This is a genomic window from Mycolicibacter algericus DSM 45454 (assembly GCF_002086455.1).
GTDB lineage: Bacteria > Actinomycetota > Actinomycetes > Mycobacteriales > Mycobacteriaceae > Mycobacterium > Mycobacterium algericum.
Genome location: NZ_MVHC01000015.1, coordinates 1 through 18,396, shown reverse-complemented (window position 1 = coordinate 18,396; position 18,396 = coordinate 1). Strand labels below are relative to the sequence as shown.

17 protein-coding genes and 1 riboswitch are annotated in these 18,396 nt (G+C 68.4%); of the genes, 1 reads left to right on the top strand and 16 read right to left on the bottom strand.

The genetic code is table 11. The features are described from left to right. Positions 1-3: 3 nt before the first annotated feature. The 11 genes from gcvP to secA2 form a co-directional block, all read right to left on the bottom strand. Entirely contained in the window at positions 4-2,835 is a 2,832-nt protein-coding gene (gene gcvP / locus BST10_RS14320; RefSeq protein ID WP_083038484.1) for an aminomethyl-transferring glycine dehydrogenase, read from the bottom strand. Between the two features lie 148 nt (positions 2,836-2,983). After that, a riboswitch (glycine riboswitch) is annotated at positions 2,984-3,081 on the bottom strand. A gap of 123 nt (positions 3,082-3,204) precedes the next feature. Continuing rightward, positions 3,205-3,843, bottom strand: coding sequence for a MerR family transcriptional regulator (locus BST10_RS14315; RefSeq protein ID WP_083038482.1), 639 nt, complete (start codon positions 3,841-3,843; stop codon positions 3,205-3,207). A 229-nt stretch (positions 3,844-4,072) separates the two neighbouring features. Continuing rightward, positions 4,073-4,567 carry a bifunctional nuclease family protein gene (locus BST10_RS14310; RefSeq protein ID WP_013828856.1) on the bottom strand — a complete coding sequence of 165 codons (495 nt, stop codon included), beginning with the start codon at positions 4,565-4,567 and terminating at the stop codon, positions 4,073-4,075. Positions 4,568-4,690: 123 nt separating this feature from the next. Then, positions 4,691-5,425 carry a transcriptional regulator FtsR gene (gene ftsR / locus BST10_RS14305; protein ID WP_083038480.1) on the bottom strand — a complete coding sequence of 245 codons (735 nt, stop codon included), beginning with the start codon at positions 5,423-5,425 and terminating at the stop codon, positions 4,691-4,693. Beyond that, positions 5,426-5,911, bottom strand: a complete 486-nt coding sequence (gene garA, locus BST10_RS14300; RefSeq protein WP_193374430.1) for a glycogen accumulation regulator GarA — start codon at positions 5,909-5,911, stop codon at positions 5,426-5,428. 187 nt (positions 5,912-6,098) lie between these two features. Then, a complete protein-coding gene (gcvH, locus tag BST10_RS14295; RefSeq protein WP_083038478.1) occupies positions 6,099-6,500 on the bottom strand; it encodes a glycine cleavage system protein GcvH in 402 nt (133 codons plus the stop codon). Positions 6,501-6,528: 28 nt separating this feature from the next. After that, positions 6,529-7,314: a DUF881 domain-containing protein gene (locus tag BST10_RS14290; protein WP_085975711.1), complete on the bottom strand. Its 786-nt coding sequence runs from the start codon at positions 7,312-7,314 to the stop codon at positions 6,529-6,531. A 4-nt stretch (positions 7,315-7,318) separates the two neighbouring features. Then, on the bottom strand, positions 7,319-7,651 hold the full coding sequence (locus BST10_RS14285) for a small basic family protein (protein WP_013828851.1): 333 nt from the start codon (positions 7,649-7,651) through the stop codon (positions 7,319-7,321). 83 nt (positions 7,652-7,734) lie between these two features. After that, positions 7,735-8,664 carry a DUF881 domain-containing protein gene (locus BST10_RS14280; RefSeq protein WP_083038476.1) on the bottom strand — a complete coding sequence of 310 codons (930 nt, stop codon included), beginning with the start codon at positions 8,662-8,664 and terminating at the stop codon, positions 7,735-7,737. Beyond that, entirely contained in the window at positions 8,657-9,271 is a 615-nt protein-coding gene (locus BST10_RS14275; protein ID WP_013828849.1) for a CDP-alcohol phosphatidyltransferase family protein, read from the bottom strand. The genes BST10_RS14280 and BST10_RS14275 overlap by 8 nt, the downstream gene beginning before the upstream one ends. An 11-nt stretch (positions 9,272-9,282) precedes the next feature. After that, a complete protein-coding gene (gene secA2 / locus BST10_RS14270; protein ID WP_083038550.1) occupies positions 9,283-11,637 on the bottom strand; it encodes an accessory Sec system translocase SecA2 in 2,355 nt (784 codons plus the stop codon). 186 nt (positions 11,638-11,823) lie between these two features. On the opposite strand from secA2, the gene BST10_RS14265 reads away from it, so the two are divergent. Next, on the top strand, positions 11,824-13,758 hold the full coding sequence (locus BST10_RS14265; protein ID WP_083038474.1) for an ABC transporter ATP-binding protein/permease: 1,935 nt from the start codon (positions 11,824-11,826) through the stop codon (positions 13,756-13,758). 108 nt (positions 13,759-13,866) lie between these two features. On the opposite strand, the gene BST10_RS14260 is transcribed toward BST10_RS14265, so the two are convergent. The 5 genes from BST10_RS14260 to BST10_RS14240 form a co-directional block, all read right to left on the bottom strand. Then, positions 13,867-15,324: an FAD-binding protein gene (locus BST10_RS14260; RefSeq protein ID WP_013828846.1), complete on the bottom strand. Its 1,458-nt coding sequence runs from the start codon at positions 15,322-15,324 to the stop codon at positions 13,867-13,869. A gap of 49 nt (positions 15,325-15,373) precedes the next feature. After that, on the bottom strand, positions 15,374-15,874 hold the full coding sequence (locus BST10_RS14255) for a VOC family protein (protein ID WP_013828845.1): 501 nt from the start codon (positions 15,872-15,874) through the stop codon (positions 15,374-15,376). Next, positions 15,871-16,533, bottom strand: coding sequence for an Rv1815 family serine proteinase (locus BST10_RS14250; protein ID WP_041319805.1), 663 nt, complete (start codon positions 16,531-16,533; stop codon positions 15,871-15,873). Before BST10_RS14250 ends, BST10_RS14255 begins: the two co-directional genes overlap by 4 nt. Before the next feature lie 137 nt (positions 16,534-16,670). Further along, positions 16,671-17,231 (bottom strand): LysM peptidoglycan-binding domain-containing protein, encoded by a 561-nt coding sequence (locus BST10_RS14245; RefSeq protein ID WP_085975767.1) that lies wholly within the window; start codon positions 17,229-17,231, stop codon positions 16,671-16,673. A 113-nt stretch (positions 17,232-17,344) separates the two neighbouring features. After that, the gene (locus BST10_RS14240) at positions 17,345-18,244 is read right to left on the bottom strand and encodes a sterol desaturase family protein (protein ID WP_013828842.1); all 900 of its coding nucleotides are present in this window, start codon (positions 18,242-18,244) and stop codon (positions 17,345-17,347) included. Between the last annotated feature and the right edge of the window lie 152 nt (positions 18,245-18,396).

Genomic DNA, 18,396 nt, shown 5'->3' with positions numbered 1-18,396 from the left:
CGGTCAGGCGAAGGCTTCCACCGGGGGGCACGAGCAGACCAGGTTGCGGTCGCCGAAGGCGCCGTCGATCCGGCGCACCGGCGGCCACACCTTCGGTCGGAAGTCACGTCCCAGCGGATAGGCGGCCTGCTCCCGGGTGTAGGGGTGCTCCCATTTGTCGACCACCAGGCATTCGGCGGTGTGCGGGGCGCCGCGCAACGGATTGTCCTCAGCGGTCCACTCGCCGGCGCCGACCCGGTCGATCTCGCCGCGGATGGCGATCATCGCCTCGCAGAACGCGTCCACCTCGGCCAGGCTCTCACTCTCGGTGGGCTCCACCATCAGCGTGCCGGCGACCGGGAAACTCATGGTCGGAGCATGGAACCCGTAGTCGGCCAATCGTTTTGCGACATCGTCGACAGTCACGCCGGTCGCTTTGGTGATCGCGCGCAGATCCAGGATGCATTCGTGGGCGACCATGCCGTTCTCTCCGGTGTAGAGCACCGGGAAGTACTCATCGAGGCGGCGGGCGATGTAATTCGCCGACGCGATCGCGGTCAGCGACGCCGATCGCAGGCCCTGCGCACCCATCATCCGGATGTAGGCCCAGGTGATCGGCAGGATCGAAGCCGAACCGTAGGGAGCCGCCGAGACCGGCGCGCCGCCGGGCAGTTCATCGGCCAGCGGGTGTCCGGGCAGGAAGGCGGCCAGGTGCGAACGCACCGCCACCGGCCCGACGCCGGGGCCACCGCCGCCGTGCGGAATGCAGAACGTCTTGTGCAGGTTCAGGTGGCTGACGTCACCGCCGAAGCGCCCGGGGCGAGCCAGTCCGACCAGCGCGTTGAGATTGGCGCCGTCGACGTAAACCTGCCCGCCCGCGTCGTGCACCGCGGCGCAGATCTCGGCGATGTCGTGCTCGTAGACCCCGTGGGTGGAGGGGTAGGTGATCATCAGCGCCGACAGCGTCGTGGCGTGCTCGTCGACCTTGGCACGCAGATCGTCGAGGTCGACATCGCCGTTCTCCCGGCAGGCGACCACCACCACCCGCATCCCGGCCAGCGCTGCCGACGCGGCGTTGGTGCCGTGCGCGCTGGACGGGATCAGGCAGACGTCACGCTGGGACTCGCCACGGCTGGCGTGGTAGGCGTGGATCGCCAGCAGACCCGCGTACTCGCCCTGCGAGCCGGCGTTGGGTTGCAGCGAAACCGCGTCGTACCCGGTGATCCCGGCCAGCCAGCCCTCCAACTGGGCGATGAGCCGGCGCAGCCCGGCGGCATCGGCGGGCGGCGCGAAGGGGTGCTGGCGAGCGAATTCCGGCCAGCTGATCGCCTCCATCTCCGCGGCGGCGTTGAGCTTCATGGTGCACGAACCCAGCGGAATCATGCTGCGGTCCAGTGCGATGTCCTTGTCCGACAGCGCGCGCAGATATCGCATCATGGCGGTTTCGGTCCGGTATTGCCGAAATGCCGGGTGCGTCAGGAATTCCGAGGTACGGGTGGCGATCGGGGCGTCGGCGGGTGCGGCCGCGGCGAGCCCGAATGCCGCCAGCACCGCGGTCACGTGCTCGTCGGTGGTGGTCTCATCGCAGGCCACCGCGACGTGGTCGGCGTCGACGCGCCACAGGTTGATGCCGGCGGCCTTGGCCGCCGCGATGACCTCGTCGGCGCGGCCGGGAACGCGGGCCAGCACGGTGTCGAAGTAGCGGTCGTGCACCAGCGCGTCACCGAGCGCGGCGGCGATCTTCTCGGCTTGGCCGTGCACCCGCCGTGCGATGGCGGTCAGGCCCTCGGCGCCGTGATAGCTGGCATACATCGCGGCCATCACCGCCAACAGCACCTGGGCGGTGCAGATGTTCGATGTCGCCTTGTCCCGGCGGATGTGCTGCTCGCGGGTTTGTAGCGCGAGTCGGTAGGCCGGCGAGCCGTCCGCGTCCACCGAGACCCCGACCAGCCGCCCCGGCAGTTGCCGGGCGTGCTTGCTGTGCACCGCCAGGTAACCGGCGTGGGGCCCGCCGAAGCCCATCGGCACCCCGAAGCGCTGGGCGCTGCCGAACGCCACGTCGGCGCCGATCTCGCCGGGCGGCGTGACCAGGGTCAGTGCCAGCAGGTCTGCCCCGACCGCCACCATCGCACCGCGTTCATGGGCGGCCTCGATCACCTCCGACCAGTCGGTGACCCGGCCAGATGCCCCCGGCAGCTGGGTGATCACGCCGAAGAAGTCGCCCTCGGGCAACCCGTTCCGCAGGTCGGCGGTGACGACCTCGATGCCCAGCGGTTCGGCACGGGTTGCCAGCACCGCCGCGGTCTGGGTGAACAGGTCGGTGTCGACCAGCAGCCGGTTGGCCTTCCCCCGCACCGCGCGCTGCATCAGCGTCATCGCCTCGGCTGCCGCGGTGCCCTCGTCGAGCATCGACGAATTGGCGATCTCGCAGCCGGTCAGGTCGGCGATCATGGTCTGGAAGTTCAGCAGCGCCTCCAGCCGGCCCTGGCTGATCTCGGGCTGATACGGCGTGTAGGCGGTGTACCAGGCGGGGTTCTGCATGATGTTGCGCAGCAGCACCGGCGGGGTGACCGTGTCGTAGTAGCCCTGCCCGATCATCGACACCGCGACCGTGCTGGCGTCGGCCAGTTCGCGCAGTTCGGCCAGCGCCTGCATCTCGCCGGCGGCCGGCGGCAAGGCTTCCAGCCCGGGCGCGACACCGTCGGGGCCGAGCGGGTCGAGGATGCCGGCGGGCACCGCCTTGGCGGCCAGTTCGTCCAGCGAGCCGACCCCGATGGTGTCCAGCATCGTGGCAATGGCGGCGTCGTCCGGGCCGATGTGCCGGTCGACAAAACGGAATTCGGTGTGCTCGGCCACGTAGACCCCCTCGGCGATAGACGACTGGTGTCCCTCCCCCTCTGTCGTCTGCCCGTCCCGGGCGCCTGAGAGATTCGGCGCCGGCACGGGCGCCTTTCCCCATGGGCGGGTGGACCCGAAACGGGCAGCACCGCTTTCCAGAGGCATCGATGCGTGCGCGGTCCTGGTGCCTGAGAGGTTGACGGGGAGGTATTGCTCCTTCGGCGCCCGAGACTGGCTGTCCCGAGACTCTCCCGCGCGGCGCTGATGCGCGGCCCAGTCTACTCGGCGCCCCGACCACCGGCGAACAGACGCGAAAGCCCCCATTTCACGCCCAAAATGGGGGCTTTCGCTGGGGGCACCTCCCGCTTGCGGGGGACTGCTCGCGGGTTAACCGGTCTTGCGGTCGCGGAACTTGCGGCGGCTGGCCAGTTCATCCTCCGGCGCGGCGATCGACTCGCCACCGTCGGCGCGTTCGCCGGGGAAATCGGCGATGACGCCGGTCAGCTCCCGCATCGCGCCCGAGACCGCGATCCCGAACACGCCCTGGCCGCCCTGCAGCAGGTCGACGACCTCCTCGGCCGACGTGCACTCATAGACAGTGGTGCCGTCGGAGAACAGCGTGATGTTGGCCAGGTCCCGTACCCCGCGCTCCCGCAGATGGTCGACGGCGACCCGGATGTTGTGCAGCGAGATGCCGGTGTCGAGCAATCGCTTGACGATCTTGAGCACCAGGATGTCTTTGAACGAGTACAGCCGCTGACTGCCGGAGCCGGCCGCGCCCCGAATAGACGGCACCACCAGCGAGGTGCGAGCCCAGTAGTCCAACTGGCGGTAGGTGATGCCGGCGATCTGACAGGCGCTGGGCCCGCGGTAGCCGACCAGTTCGTCGGGGACGGAGTCATCGGGGAACAGCCCGGCCTGCACCGGTTCGCCGACGCCGGAAGCGGTCGCTGCGACTTCGCCATCCGAACCCGATCCGGAGGGACCCGCGAAGTCCAGCTGTTCCTGCCCCGGTTGCTCGCCCACGATGCTTCCTCTCGCCGATCGCGCTCGTTGCCACTGGCTGGCCGGTGGCCGCGTTTGCTCTTGCCCGAGTTGGTCGTGAGCATACGCTGTCCGACGAGCCACCGTGCAGTTCCCGCCGTGGCTCAAGTATGGGGCCGTGATTTCCGCATCCTGCTTTGCCGATCGGCGTGTCGTCGGACCGCTCGCAGATGAGACGGATCTGTGACGGGGCTGAGGCCGCCGCGCCGGGTCAGGTTGCTTTGAAATCGTCGGGCGACACGCTATCGAGGAACTCCTTGAACTTCTCCACCTCGTCTTCGCGCACCGCGCCGGAGGGCTCATCGTCGGTCTCGTCGGGGATCAGCAGGCCCGCTTCGGCCAGCACCGCCTCCTCGACGTAGATCGGCACCCCCACCCGCAGCGCGATCGCCACCGAGTCCGACGGCCGCGCCGAGACCGTGATGTCACGGTCGAAAATCAGGTCGGCGTAGAACGTGCCCTCCTGCAGGTCGACGATCCGGACCTCCTTGAGCGAATGCCCCAGCGCAGCGATCAGGTCGCGGATCAAGTCGTGAGTCAACGGCCGGGCCGGCTCCACACCCTGCTGCTCCAGGGCGATGGCGGCGGCTTCGGCCTGCCCGATCCAGATCGGGAGGTATCGGTCGCCGTCGGCCTCGCGCAGCAACAACACCGGCTGGTTCTGCGGTTGCTCGACGCGAATACCGACCACGCGTACTTCACCCATCTCCAGTCAGCCCTCCGCAATTGCTTGTTACCCAAGTCGCTGTGTCCCAGTCCGACTCGCTGCGAAACCCCCGGTCCGGCAACCGCATGTCGCACAACAAGCCGCCGACGCGAAGTCTAGTCCTCAGCCGTGCAGAACGTCGTGTACCGCCGACTTGAGCAGCGCGGTGTGCAGCGCGATCGCCAGCGCGGCGACCTCGCGCGCCAAGTCGTCGGCGCGGTCGCGCGCGCCGGCCTTGCCGCCCTTGACCAGCGGCCCGGCGATCTGGGCGATCAGATCGGACTGCCGGTCGGCGGCTGAGCGGAACGCCCGCAGGTGCCGCGGCTCGACACCGTAGTCGGCCAGTCCGCGGGCGCACTGCGCGATGACGACCGCGTGCTCGTCGAAGAATCCGCCCGGCCCGGCCGTGATGACCCCCGTTCTGACCAGTGCCGTCAGCAGGATGTCATCGGCCCCGGAGCGCTCCAGCAGGTCCTCCCGGCTCAGCCTGACCCGCCTGGGCGGTACGGGCAGCGCCGTGTCGCTGTGGGCGACGGCGTCGGCCGACACCAGCCGCGGCACCGAATACGGCGACTCGGCCAGCGGCAGCGCCCCGTCCGGCTCGGCGTCCAGCCTGGCCTTGATCACTTTCAGCGGCAGGTACTGGTCGCGTTGCGCGGTCAGCACGAACCGCAGGCGCGCGCAGTCGTAGGCGCTGAACCGGCGGTAGCCCGACGCCGAGCGCTGCGGCGTCACCAGCCCCTCGGCCTCCAGGAACCGAATCTTGGAGATCGTGACATCCGGAAACTCCGGCCGAAGCAGATCCAGTACCGCTCCGATCGACATCCCGGCCGGTTCGGGGCTGTCAGGCGCGCTCACTTAGCTCCCCGGCCCGGCCTCGGTCTCAGCCGTCTTCGGGCCGGTCAGGAATACCAGCCGGAACTTGCCCACCTGTACCTCGTCGCCGTTGACCAGGACCGCCGAATCGACCGGCTCCCGGTTGACGTAGGTGCCGTTGAGGCTGCCGACGTCGACGACCTGAAACTCGTTGCCTTCCAGCCGGAACTCGGCGTGACGGCGGCTGACCGTGACGTCGTCGAGAAAGATGTCGCTGTCGGGGTGCCGGCCGGCGGCGGTGACCGGTTGGTCCAGCAGGAAACGCGACCCGGCGTTGGGGCCGCGCTTGACGACCAGCAGCGCCGAACCCGCGGGCAGCCCCTCGACACCCGAGGTCAGGCTCTCACCGCCCGCCTGTGCGGGAGCGTCGAGTTCGCTCAGGAAGTCGGCACGGAAGACCGATGTGGTTTCCACCGTGACCTCGTCGCCTGCCTGGTCCTGCCCATTTCCTGGGTCCTTCTCCGTCACCCGCTGCTCCTCACTGGCCACTGTCGTGTTACCTGGTCGCACCCGCCGGATATCCATGGCACCGGACCCACGATTGTTGAGTCGACCGTACCGCGCAGCGGTCGATAATGTGCCCCGCACCGCGGGATCGTGTCACGGAATACCCGCCGCGATATCCGGCGCGTCCCGGCAGGGAGGCTAGCAATACTCATTCGGCCAGCGTCGCGCGGTACGCGTCGGGCGTCAGCAGCCCCGCGAGGGTCTCATCCAAGCCGTCCGCGGCCTGAAGATCGACCAACCAGCCGGCGCCGTACGGATCGGAATTCACCAGCTGCGGGCTGGCGTCCAGGTCCGCGTTGACGGCAACCACTTTCGCCGAGATCGGCCCGAACAGGTCCGAGACGGACTTGGTCGACTCCACCTCGCCGAAGCTCTCCCCCGCGGTCACGTCGGCGCCCACCTCGGGCAGTTGCACGAAGACCACGTCGCCCAGCGCCGCCTGCGCGAAGTCGGTGATGCCCACCCGGACGGTGTCGGTTGCGGTGCGCTGCACCCACTCGTGCTCGGCGGTGTAATACAGGTCGGACGGAACATTGCTTTCCGGGCTCACGGTGATCGTGCTCCTTGCGCTGTCGGGTTCACTTGACTGGCTGAGCGTATTGGCGTGGTTTCGGTTGCCGCAACACGGTCACCTCGACGTGGTCGGCCTGCTGCACCGCCATGGCGCCACCGAGCCGTTTGACGCTGTCGACGGCCCCACCGGGAATGTTCATCGCGGCCGCCAAGGTAGGCGGATCGCCGATCGCCAGTACGGAATACGGTGGCACCAAGGCGATCCCGTCGAAGTCCAGCGCTCCCGGCGTTCCGGCGACCCAGGAGTCCACCCCGATGCGCACCGCTTTGGTTCCGTCACGGACCTCCATCGCCTCGGCCCCGGCGGCCCGCAGTTCGTTGATCACATCCAGCATGGTCTCCGGCGCCACGCCGCGCGCCGGATCGTCGACGGTGACCACCACCCCGGGCCCGACGGCGCCGACCGTACCGATCATGATCGCCAGGGCGGAGAGCCGGGCCTGGGCGGTCTCGATGGCGGCCTGATCGCTGCTGCCGGACTCCTGCAGGGCGTTGAGCGTCTGCTGCAGCTCAGCGATCTCGGTGTTGAGCGCGGCTTCGCGCTGTCGCAGCGAGTCCAGCAGCACCAGCAGGTCGGCGGGCCGGGCCGTCTCCAGGGCGTCGGTGGAGTCGTTCTGGCGGACCTGGGTGACAATCGCAACCCCTAGCAGCAGGCACAGCAACATCGCCAGTACGCCGAACAGCGGGCTGGAACGGCGCCCGCGAATATCCCCGAAGCCGCGTCGCGACGGCGCGCCGTCAGCGGTGTCGGGTAGTTCGTGCCGACCGTGCGGCACCGGATCACCGGCCACCGCGTCAGGCCCCGAACAGCCGTCGTCGCAGTGCCGCGGCGTTGCCGAAGATGCGGATGCCCAGCACCACGATGATCGCGGTGGACAGCTGGGTGCCGACCCCCAACTGGTCGCCGAGGTAGACGATCAGCGCCGCGACCAGGACGTTGAACACGAACGACACGACGAACACCTTCGCGTCGAAGATCCGCTCCAGGTAGGCGCGCAGCCCACCGAACACGGCGTCCAATGCCGCCACCACGGCGATCGGCAGATAGGGCTGAACCACCTCTGGAACGCTGGGATGAAATACCAGGCCCAGCACGATGCCGGCGATCAGCGCGGCGATACCGATCATCTAGAACTCACTCCAGCCTCCCGAACCGGATTTCCGCCCGGGCACGACGCCGGCGGCGGCGTACCCAGCAAGGCAAGCTTGCGTCACGGCTGCCCGATCTGTTTGGCGAACCGGACATCTCGCACCGAACCGGCCGGCAGGGTCAGGTCGGCGCCGGTCCGGCTGTCGACGCGCACCACCACCCCGTAGGACACCTCCAGCAGGCGCAGCCGGTAGAGCCCGGGCGTCCGCTCGAAGGCGTCGCGCAACTCGCGCGGTGGCCCGATCGCGCGCACCGAGTACGGGCTGCTGATCGGCTTGTTGTCGACCAGGATCGCGCCGCCGGCCTGCCGGATCGTCACGTTGGGCCCGATCCGGACATCACCGATCGCGATCGCCTCGGCGCCGCTGGCCCACAACGAGTTGACGACGAGCTGCAGGTCGCGGTCCAAGATGATCTGTTGGCTGCCGGACACCCGCTGCTTGGAGGCATCGGAGAGGTTGCGCCCGGCAGCGCCCGGGTCGGTTACGGTGACGGTCAGCCCGGGGCCGGTCACCCGGGTGCTGGCGGCCGCCAGGCTCAGCGCGTCAAGGCCGGCCAGCACCCGCTGCCCTTCGGCGTCGTCGGCCAGCCGGTGGCGGCGCAACTCATCGACGCGATTCGTCCAGGTGTCGCGTTTGTCGGCGAGCCGCACGGTCACCGATTCGGCCGAACGAACGTTGCTGGCCAGCACCTGCTGGGCGTCGCGCACACCGGGCGCCAACGAGCGGGCCTGCGAGAACGCGACGGCGAACACCGTCGCCATCAGCAACGCCGCCACCGCCTCCCATGCCCAACGCGCAGTCCGGGCCGGCCGCCCGGTGCCGCGCCGGTCACGGTCGGCCGCCGCCGCGGCATAGCCGGGATCCAGGTGTTCGGACAGCAGCGACCGCAGCAGCGAGGGCACCGCGAATCGCTGCGGCCGGCCCGCCTCGTGGGCGCCCCGGTCGCTCTGGCCGTCATAGCCGCTGAGCGCGAAGAACGGTTCAGACATCTGCCCCTCGGGAGGTGATCTTCGGCAGCGTGCGGACCACCAACCTCACCTGGATCAGGTACAGCACGAACGCCCACAGGTACATGCCCAGGCCCCAGAGCAGGAAGGCCCATCCGACCGACAGCACCGCCCGGCTCCCTACCGCGTCCCACTGGCCCAGCAGGATCAGCGGGAACGCCGACATCAGCGCGAAGGTGCCGGCTTTGCCGATGTAGGTCACCGGCAGCGCGGTCAGTCCCCGGCTGCGCAACACCGGCAGCACCGCGGCCAGCAGCAGGTCGCGGGCCAGCAGCGTGCCGATGATCCACCACGGCACCAGGCCGCGCAGGCCGAACGCGATCGGGACCGCCGCCATGTAGAGCCGGTCGATCGCCGGGTCGAGCAGGGCGCCCAGCGCCGAGGACTGGTCCAGCACCCGGGCCAGCTTGCCGTCGGCCCAGTCGGAGATGCCGCTGATGATCAGCGTCGCCGCCGCCAGCCCGTCGGCCTGCGCGACCAGCAGCAGGTATCCGAAGACGACGATCAGGCCGAGCCGAGCCAGGCTGATGACGTTGGGCACCGTGAGCACCCGGTCTTGGACTCGATGCGAGCCCGCCCCGGCAGACATCCCGGCCGCTCCTAGCGGAAGATTCCGGGCAGGCTCAGCGCGTCCATGGTGTCGTCGCTGAGCGGGTTGTCGCGGACCATGTAGGTCCACGTCGATGTGGGCCGCGCCAGCTTGGACAGGTCGATGCCCGGCTCGGACTCGATGTGTTCGGATGTCTCGAGGGTCTGCTGGGCCGCCTCGATGGCGTCGGCCGCCAGCGAGGCGAACGCGTCCAGGGCCATCCGGTGGAACTCGTCGAGCGGGTTCTGCCTGCCCAGCGCGCGCAGGTGGATGCTCTCCCGGATGTCGGCCAGGAACGCCAGGTGATCGGCCCAGCCGCGGTCCAGGTGGTAGAGCATGATCAGCCGGCAGATCTTCTCGAGCTTCGCATCGGCGTCCTCGCCCAGCTGCTTTTTCAGCTCGGCATAGCGCTGCGGGGTCAGCTCGGCGAGCTCCTCGCGGGCCGCCGGGGTGGACAGCAAGGTGTTGCGCCGTTCGACGATGATGGCGCGCTGCTGGGCGATCAGCTGGTTGTAGCGCCAGGTGTTGGCATGGATGTCGAGCAGCTTGCCCTCGGCGATGCGCTGTGCGTGGTCGAGCATCCCGGCGGCCTTCGGACTCAGGATGCGCCCGTCGTCGTCGGTCTCGGTCGGCAGCTTGTTGGGTTCCAGGTTGGTCGCCGCGACGTCGTCCTCCCAGCTGGAGAAGAACACCGACGAGCCGGGGTCGCCCTGCCGGCCGGCCCGGCCCCGCAGCTGGTTGTCCAGGCGCTCGGTGTGCTGGCGCCCGGTGCCGATCACGTGCAGCCCGCCGAGTTCGACGATCTCGTCATGGTTCGTCTCGTCGGAGCCACCCAGGCGGATGTCGGTGCCGCGCCCGGCCATCTGGGTGGAGACGGTGACCGAGCCGAGCTTGCCGGCCTCGGCGATCACCGTGGCCTCCTCGGCGTCGTTCTTGGCGTTGAGCACCACCGCCGGCACGCCGCGTTTGCGCAGCCGCTCGTAGAGTTCCTCGGACTCGGCGACATCGTGGGTGCCGACCAGCACCGGCTGCCCGGTGGAGTGGATCTCGACGATGTGTTCGACGATGGCGTCGTTCTTGGCCGCGGCGGTGATGTAGACCCGGTCGGTCTCGTCCTCGCGGATGTTTGGCATGTTGGGCGGGATCGGCGAGACCCCCAGCTGGTAGAACTGCCGCAGTTGCTCGCCGGCGGCCAATGCCGTCCCGGTCATGCCACACACCGTGGGATAGCGGTTGACCAGGGCCTGCACCGTGATGGTGTCGAGCACCTCGCCGGTCTCGGTCGTCTCGATGCCCTCCTTGGCCTCGACCGCGGCCTGCAGGCCGTCCGGCCAGCGCTGCAGCGCGGCGATCCGGCCGCGGGACGCGTTGATCAACTGCACCTTGCCGTCGCGGACGATGTAGTGCACGTCGCGCTGCAGCAGTACGTGGGCGTGCAGGGCGACGTTGACCTCGGTCAGCGTGGACACCACATGTTCCTCGGAGTACAGGTCGATGCCGCCGAGTGCCGCTTCGACGCGCCGCGCGCCATCCTCGGTGAGATGGATGTTGCGCCGGTCCTCGTCGGAGTCGTAGTCCACCCCCGGGGTGAGCCGGCCGATGAGTTCGACGATCTCCATCCGGGGGGTCTCCCGGTGGGTGGTGCCGGCCAGCACCAGCGGCACCAGCGCCTCATCGACCAGCACCGAGTCGGCCTCGTCGATCAGCGCCACGTCGGGGTTGGGCGAGACCAGGTCGTCGACGTCGGTGACCAGCTGATCGCGCAGCACGTCGAAGCCGATCTCGTTGATCGACGCGTAGGTGACATCGCACTTGTAGGCCTCGCGGCGCTCGGCCGCGCTGGAGTCGGCGGTGATCCAGCCGACGGTCACCCCCATCGCGGTCAGCAGTGGCCCCATCCACTCGGCGTCGCGACGGGCCAGGTAGTCGTTGATGGTGACCACGTGCACGTGGCGCCCGCCGATGGCGTAACCGGCGGCGGCGATCGCACCGGAGAGCGTCTTGCCCTCGCCGGTGGCCATCTCGACCACATCGCCGGCCAGCATCCGCAGCGCCCCCTGCAGCTGCACATCGAACGGGCGCATCCCGATGCTGCGCTCGGCCGCTTCGCGGGCGATCGCCAGGAACTGCGGGATGTCGGAGGCATCCGCCAGGTCCTTGAGCTTGAGCAGTTGCGCGGCCTTGCGCAGCTGCTCGTCGTCGAGCCCGGCGGCCTTCTTGGCGAAGCCGGCCGCCGCGTTGACCTCGGCCATCGAGCGGCTCTGGTTCTTCTCGGTGCTGGCGCCCAGCAGTTTCCAGAATTTTCCGCTCAGCCGACCCGACTTGGCGCGCGTGGTCCCGGAGACCGTTTTCGAGGTGTTAGCCACAGCACAACCGTACGCGGTGGCCGGTGTCACCACCCCGGGGGCACCACCGGGCCCGTCGGCTTTTCCCGCGCTGCTCATCCGACGCGACGACGTGGCGCTGCGGTAGGTTTCGCACGGGATTTTTCTCGATTTCCGATACCGGCGGCGACGTGGTTCCGGCGGTAGCGACCGCAAGGAGACGTGGCAGTGGACTCGAAGCTGTTCAACCCGTCCATCGACTGGTCGCACGCGCTGCCCGATTCGCTGCTGTGGATCGCGATGGCCTGGAGCATCAGCGCCGTCTGTGTGGTGGCCGTGGTGGTCCTGCTGCGGATGAGCACCCGGTGGGGCCGGCAGTTCTGGGAGATCACCGGCGGCTACTTCACCGGGCGCGACAGCGCCCGGGTGTGGCTGATGCTGGGGGTGCTGCTGCTGTCGGTGATCACCGCGGTGCGCCTCAACGTGCTCTTCAGCTTCCAGGGCAACGACATGTACTCCTCGCTGCAGACCGCGTTTCAGGGCGCCGCCGGCGGCGACGAGGCGGTCAAACAGTCCGGCGTGCACGGGTTCTGGGTGTCGATCGGCATCTTCAGCCTGATGGCGGTGCTGCATGTGGCGCGGGTGATGCTCGACATCTATCTGACCCAGCACTTCATGGTGAACTGGCGAATCTGGCTCACCGATCGGCTCACCGGCGACTGGCTCGAGGGGCGGGCCTACTACCGCGCCCGCTTCGTCAAGACGCCACTCGACCCGGCCGTGGGTGAGGCCGTCGAAGGGGCGATCGACAACCCCGACCAGCGCATCCAGCAGGACATCGACATCTTCACCGCGGGCAACGGCGCCAATCCGAATGCGCCGGCCAACGGCACCGGTGGAACCCTGTTGTTCGGCGCCGTGCAGTCCATGGTGACGGTGGTGTCGTTCACGGCCATCCTGTGGAACCTGTCGGGCACGCTGACCGTGTTGGGGGTCGACATCCCCAGGGCGATGTTCCTGATCGTGCTGCTCTACGTGGCCATCGCCACCGTTGTCGCGTTCTGGATCGGCCGGCCGCTGATCCGGCTGAGCTTCCGCAATGAGCTGACCAACGCCGCCTTCCGGTATGCACTGGTCCGGGTACGCGACTCCGCCGAATCCATCGCGTTCTACCGCGGCGAGGTCGCCGAACGCCTCCAGTTGCGGGAGCGGTTCGGCGGGATCATCGACAACTACCTGAAGTTCGTGAACCGGACCATCGGGTTCGCGGGCTGGAACCTGTCGGTGAGCCAGGCGATCGTGCCGTTGCCCTGGGTGATCCAGGCGCCGCGGCTGTTCTCCGGGCAGATCATGTTCGGCGGAGTGGCGCAGACGGCGACGGCTTTCGGCAACATCTCCGATTCGCTGTCCTTCTTCCGCAACGCCTACGACAACTTCGCCGGCTACCGTGCCTCCATCATCCGCCTGCATGGGCTGGTGGAGGCCAACCGCGAGGCCCGCGAGCTGCCGGAGCTGCTGGTCAAGCCCAGCACCGACGGCACCGTGGTTCTCGAGGGCGTCGAGGTGCGCAGCCCGGCCGGTGACCCGCTGGTCGAGGCGCTCGATGTGCAGCTGGGCATCGGTGACGCGCTGATGATCGCCGGACCGTCCGGCAGCGGAAAGACGACCCTGCTGCGCAGCCTGGCCCAGCTGTGGCCGTACGCCTCAGGCACCCTGCAACGTCCCGACGCCGACAACGAGACGGTGTTCATCTCCCAGCTGCCCTACATCCCGCTGGGCGACCTGCGGACCGTGGTCGCCTATCCGCTGGCACCACAGGAGATCTCCGACATCGCGCTGGTCGATGCGCTGGGCAAGGTGCTGCTGCCGCATCTGATCAACCAGCTCGACAACGTCGAGGACTGGGCCAAGGTGCTCTCGCCGGGCGAGCAGCAGCGGGTGGCGTTCGCCCGGCTGCTGCTGACCCGGCCCAAGGCGGTGTTCCTCGACGAGTCGACGTCGGCGCTCGACGAAGGCCTGGAGCTGACGCTGTATCAGCTGCTGCGCACCGAACTTCCTGACACCGTCGTGGTCAGCGTGAGCCACCGGCACACCGTCCGCCAGCATCACAAGCAGGTGCTCGAACTGCTCGGCCGGGGCCGCTGGGAGCTCACCCCGGTCTAGCCTCACCACCAGCGCGAGCTCGCCCCTACCAGCGCGAGTGTGCGTGCCTCCGGTCGACACGCCGTGGCACACACCGGATTTGCGCACGTTCGCGCCCGGGGTGGCCGGTCAGCGGGAGCGGGCCGCCGCGTGCGCACCGGCACGGCGACCGAAGAACGAGCCCTCGCCCAACTGGGTGCCGCTGGCATAGCCTTTGCCGTCCTGGGCGATGTTGGCCGCACAGGCCCCGGCGGCGTAGAGGCCGGGCACCGCGCTGCCGTCGTCGCGCAGCACCTCGCCGTCCACCGAGGTCGCCAGCCCCCCGATGGTGAAGCCGGCATACATCGCCTTGCCCAGCGACAGGTCGAAGGCACCCCACGGCCCGGTGTCCTGCGGGGCGAGGAACGGCGGCTGCTTGTGGAAGTCCGGGTCCTCCCCGCGCGCCGCGTAGCTGTTGTAGCGATCCAGCGTCGCCACCAGGTTCCCCTCCGGAATCCCCAGTGCCGCTTCCATTTCCGGAACCGTCTCCCAGCCATCGATCAGCGTGACCAGCGGCACCTGCGGCGTTCGCAGGTGGTTCTCGTCGACGATCAGGAACGCCGCACTGTTCGGCTGATCCATCACGTAGCCCGACGTGCGCGAGTGATAGGAGTCCTCGGCGACGAAGCGCTTACCGTCGGAGTTGACGATGATCCCGGTGAGCAGGATCGACGGCGGATAGACCGGCGCGGTGATGAATATCTGATCCATATGCTTGGTGGCACCGCCCACCGACATCCCCATCCGGATGCCCAGTCCGTCGTCGTAGGTATTACCCAGCACGAACGGCTTCTCCGCCAGTTTCGGGGTGTACTGGGCGACCATCTCCGGGTTCATCACGAAGCCGCCGGCGGCGATCACCACCGACTTCGCTTTGATCGCACCGCTTTCGGTGAAGTGCTTCCAGGTGACACCGGCGACAGCGCCGGCGGCGTCGGTGACCAGGCCGGTGGCGCCTGTTTCGTAACGGATCTCCACGCCGAGGCCATCGGCCCGCTTGAGCAGCAGGTCGATCACCATCTTGGCGCCCTGGGTGTCACCGGGAACCGGAACCTTGTGTCCGCGCGGCGCCGGAACGGCCTGGTTCAGGTACGGCCATACCTTCTCGTTGCCGGTGTACATCAGCCCCTCGGTGTTGGGCTGGATCACCGCCTTCTCCGGGTAGTAGCTGCGCTCGAAGGCGACCCCCAGCTCCTCCAGCCAATTGAAGTGCTCGACGCTGCCGTCGCAGTAGGCCCGGATCTTGTCGTGCTCGGGCTCCCGGGAGACCGCTACGAGGTACTTGTACATCTCGTCGGGTGAATCCGGATGCCCGGTTGCCTGTTGGACGGCGGTCCCGCCGCCCAGATAGAAGTGCCCGCCCGCCATGGCGGTGGTGCCGCCCGCCTCGGCGGCCCGCTCCAGCACCAACACCCGCGCACCGGCGGCCGCCGCGCTGACCGCCGCGCAACCACCGCCTATCCCGAATCCGATCACCACCACGTCGACCTCGTCAGACCATGACGAGATATCCTCTACGGCAATGGTTTCCGGAATTTCGGTGGTCATCGAAATCGTTCCTTCCCGTGCTGGCGCTGCGCGTCGTAGCCGACGCGACTCACCTCTGCTGCTCTTTGATGTAGTCGAAGACCGCTCGGATCTCCGCCGGAATGTACGCGATCTCCACGAACGGGACGCCCGCCTGGACCGCCGAGACGTAGCCGAACCGGATACCGCCGGGCATCACGCCTTGGGCGACCACGCCGGCTCCTTGCGCAGCGGCGTCCTCGATCATCGCGGCGAAATCGGCGGGGTCGGCAGCCTCGACGCAGATGTGATGCAGGCCGGGTCCGCTGTCGCGGAGGAACTCGGAGTAGATACTGCGCCCGCTGACCGGTGCGATCAGTTCCAGTTGCATGTCGCCGGCATAGCTCAGCGCGATGTCGGCGACGAAGTCGGCCGGTTCGCCCCGATAGCTGCAGGTATCCGGGGTGAAATGCACCCCCGGCATGCGGACCCACTTGCGGGCGCCCAACAATGCGCTCAGCGTCGATTCGGTGGCATCGAGATCACTGGTGACCCAGGCGATCTGGACGGGTGGTCGAGGCAGCGGAGTCACGGCAGCGGGGTTGGCACGCCGACGTCTTCGCGGACCTGCTGCGAGATCGCCGGCCACGACACCGCGGCCGGGTACTGCCCCCACACGCTGTTGAACAACCCGACGATCCGGGCGGAGCCGGGGCCGCGGATCACATACACCGGGCCACCGGAGTCGCCCTGTTGGCTTTGAACGCCGTGGGTCATCGTGAACCATCCGTTGTTGACCCGCTCGACGGTTCCGCAGGTCTCTCCGGTGACGATACCGAAGTGGCAGACCGGGTCTCCCGGCGCCACGATGTCGTCCGGACCGGCCTCGAGTCGCAGGCCGCCGGGGAGGATGTCGTTGCTGTCGACATCGTCGGCAAGCACGATCGCCTCGTAGTCGGCGATCACCTGATCGGTGTTGACGGTCGCACCGTTGGGGGTGTTGTCGCGGAAGGTCGCCAGGGTGCCGATCACGTTTCCGGCCCGGTCGGTGACGGGGCCGCTCCCCCGGCAGTGGCCGGCGGTGAAGGCGACACGCATGACGGGGTCGACGTAGCCGAGTGTGCACACGTGGGTGTCCTGGTGAATCTCCATCCCGGGAAACACCAACACCCGATCGGCGCGCGCGGTACCGACCGCCGGGGACGCGACCGTCGCCCCGACCGCAACACCCACCGCCAGCAACCGCACAATGCGCCCGCGCACCGTCTCGACTCCGATCGTTGAGGCCGGTCAGTCCGGCCGGGATTCGACCACCGTGATCACCGGCGCAACGCGACGGCCCGGCCCCGTTGTGGGCTCCGGGCCGCCGCGTCGGCCGTCAGCGGCGATCAGGGGATGGTCAACTCCTGACCGGGGTGGATCAAGTCCGGGTTGGCGATACCGCTGGCCTCCGCGATCTGCGGGTACTTGTTGCCGTCACCGTAGAACCGCTCGGCGATGGCGAACAGCGTGTCACCGGAGACCACGGTGTACTTGCGTGCCGCGGGTGCGGCCGGCTCTGCGGGGGCCGCTTCAGCGGGGGCCTCTTCAGCCTTGGGCTCCTCGGGCGGCGGGGCGTCGGTCTCGGTCTTGGTCGACCAGGCCGCGCCGTCGGCGGCGTAGAGCACCAGGTTGCGGTCGTCCTGCAGGACCAGCTTGACGTCCTTCTTGCCCTTGGTGTCGGTGTGCCAGATGGGCTTGTCCGCGGTGTACAGCACGAAGTTGCCGTCGGTCTGCACCTCGGCGCGCACCACGTCCTTGCCGTTGGTACCGGATGCCCAGATCGCCTTGCCCCGCGCCGCCAGCACCAGGTTGCCGTCGTCCTGCAGTGTCAGGGTGTACGCCCCGTTCTTAGAGGTCAGCGACTCGCCCTTGACGAGCTTCTTCCCTGCGGTGAGCGTGTCTCCCAAGCTCTGTGCCACGTTGTTCCCTTCTCATCGGCACGCCGCGGCCGAAGGCGCCGGGGCGTTGTCGCTCGGATGCGACGTCGCAAGCCTATGCGAACACCGGTCGGTGCGTCCCATCATTGCCGCAGTGCCGCCGAAGCCCGCGACGATGCGGGTTGCCATCCGGGCGGCCCGAAAACGTAGCCGAGCCGATCGCGCCAGCTCCTCGCGGCGCGCACATCGGCGATGATCGAGGCGTATTCGTGGATCTGCAGTTTGACGATGTTGAAGGTGTCGACCTGCTTGGTCAGCCCGTAGTGCGGCCGAAACCGCTCGGGCGCGAAGCTGCCGAACAGCCGGTCCCAGACGATCAGGATCCCGCCGTAGTTCTTGTCCAGATACTCCTGATCCATCCCGTGGTGCACCCGGTGGTGCGAGGGGGTGTTGAAGATGAACTCGATTACACGCGGCAGCTTGTCGATCCGCTCGGTGTGCACCCAGAACTGGTAGATCAGATTCACCGAGAATGCGGCGAACACCATCCAGGGCGGAATACCAAACAGCGGCAACGGGATCCACAGCAGGACCTCGCCGCTGTTGTTCCACTTCTGTCGCAGTGCGGTGGCCAGGTTGTAGTACTGGCTGGAATGGTGCGCCTGGTGGGTCGCCCAGATCAGCCGCACCCGGTGCGCGATGCGATGGTAGGTGTAATACAGCAGGTCCACGCCCAGGATGGCGATCACCCAGGTGTACCACTGCCGCGGCGACAGGTGCCACGGCGCCAGATAGGTGTAGATCGCCGCGTAGCCGAGCAGCGCGAGGAACTTCCAGCCGGCGGTGGTGGCCACCGACACCAATCCCATGGAGATGCTGGTCCAGGCGTCCCTGGCGCGGTAGGAGCCGCGTTCAAGGTCTGCGAGCTTGCGGGCCGCCGTCCATTCCAGCGTCAGCAGCAGCAGGAAGAACGGGATGGCGAACAGCACCGGGTCACGCATCGGGCCCGGCAACACCGACCACATGCCAGCGATCCCATCCACCGCGCTCACCTCCAGTGCCAACAGCCTAGGAGGCCGCTGAATAATCGGCGCGCCTCGGTGGTGGTCTGTTCTGAACTGGGAGAATGGCCTGGTGCAGGGTGTGGAGGGGCCGGATCGGGAATTGCTGGACGCGGAGGCTCTGGTTGGGCACT

Coding starts and splice junctions, on each gene's coding strand:
- BST10_RS14310 (WP_013828856.1), bottom strand. CDS start 4,567: ATGGGTGAAGTACGCGTGGTCGGTATTCGCGTCGAGCAACCGCAGAAC.
- BST10_RS14285 (WP_013828851.1), bottom strand. CDS start 7,651: ATGATCGGTATCGCCGCGCTGATCGCCGGCATCGTGCTGGGCCTGGTA.
- BST10_RS14280 (WP_083038476.1), bottom strand. CDS start 8,664: ATGTCTGAACCGTTCTTCGCGCTCAGCGGCTATGACGGCCAGAGCGAC.
- BST10_RS14275 (WP_013828849.1), bottom strand. CDS start 9,271: ATGTCTGCCGGGGCGGGCTCGCATCGAGTCCAAGACCGGGTGCTCACG.
- BST10_RS14260 (WP_013828846.1), bottom strand. CDS start 15,324: ATGACCACCGAAATTCCGGAAACCATTGCCGTAGAGGATATCTCGTCA.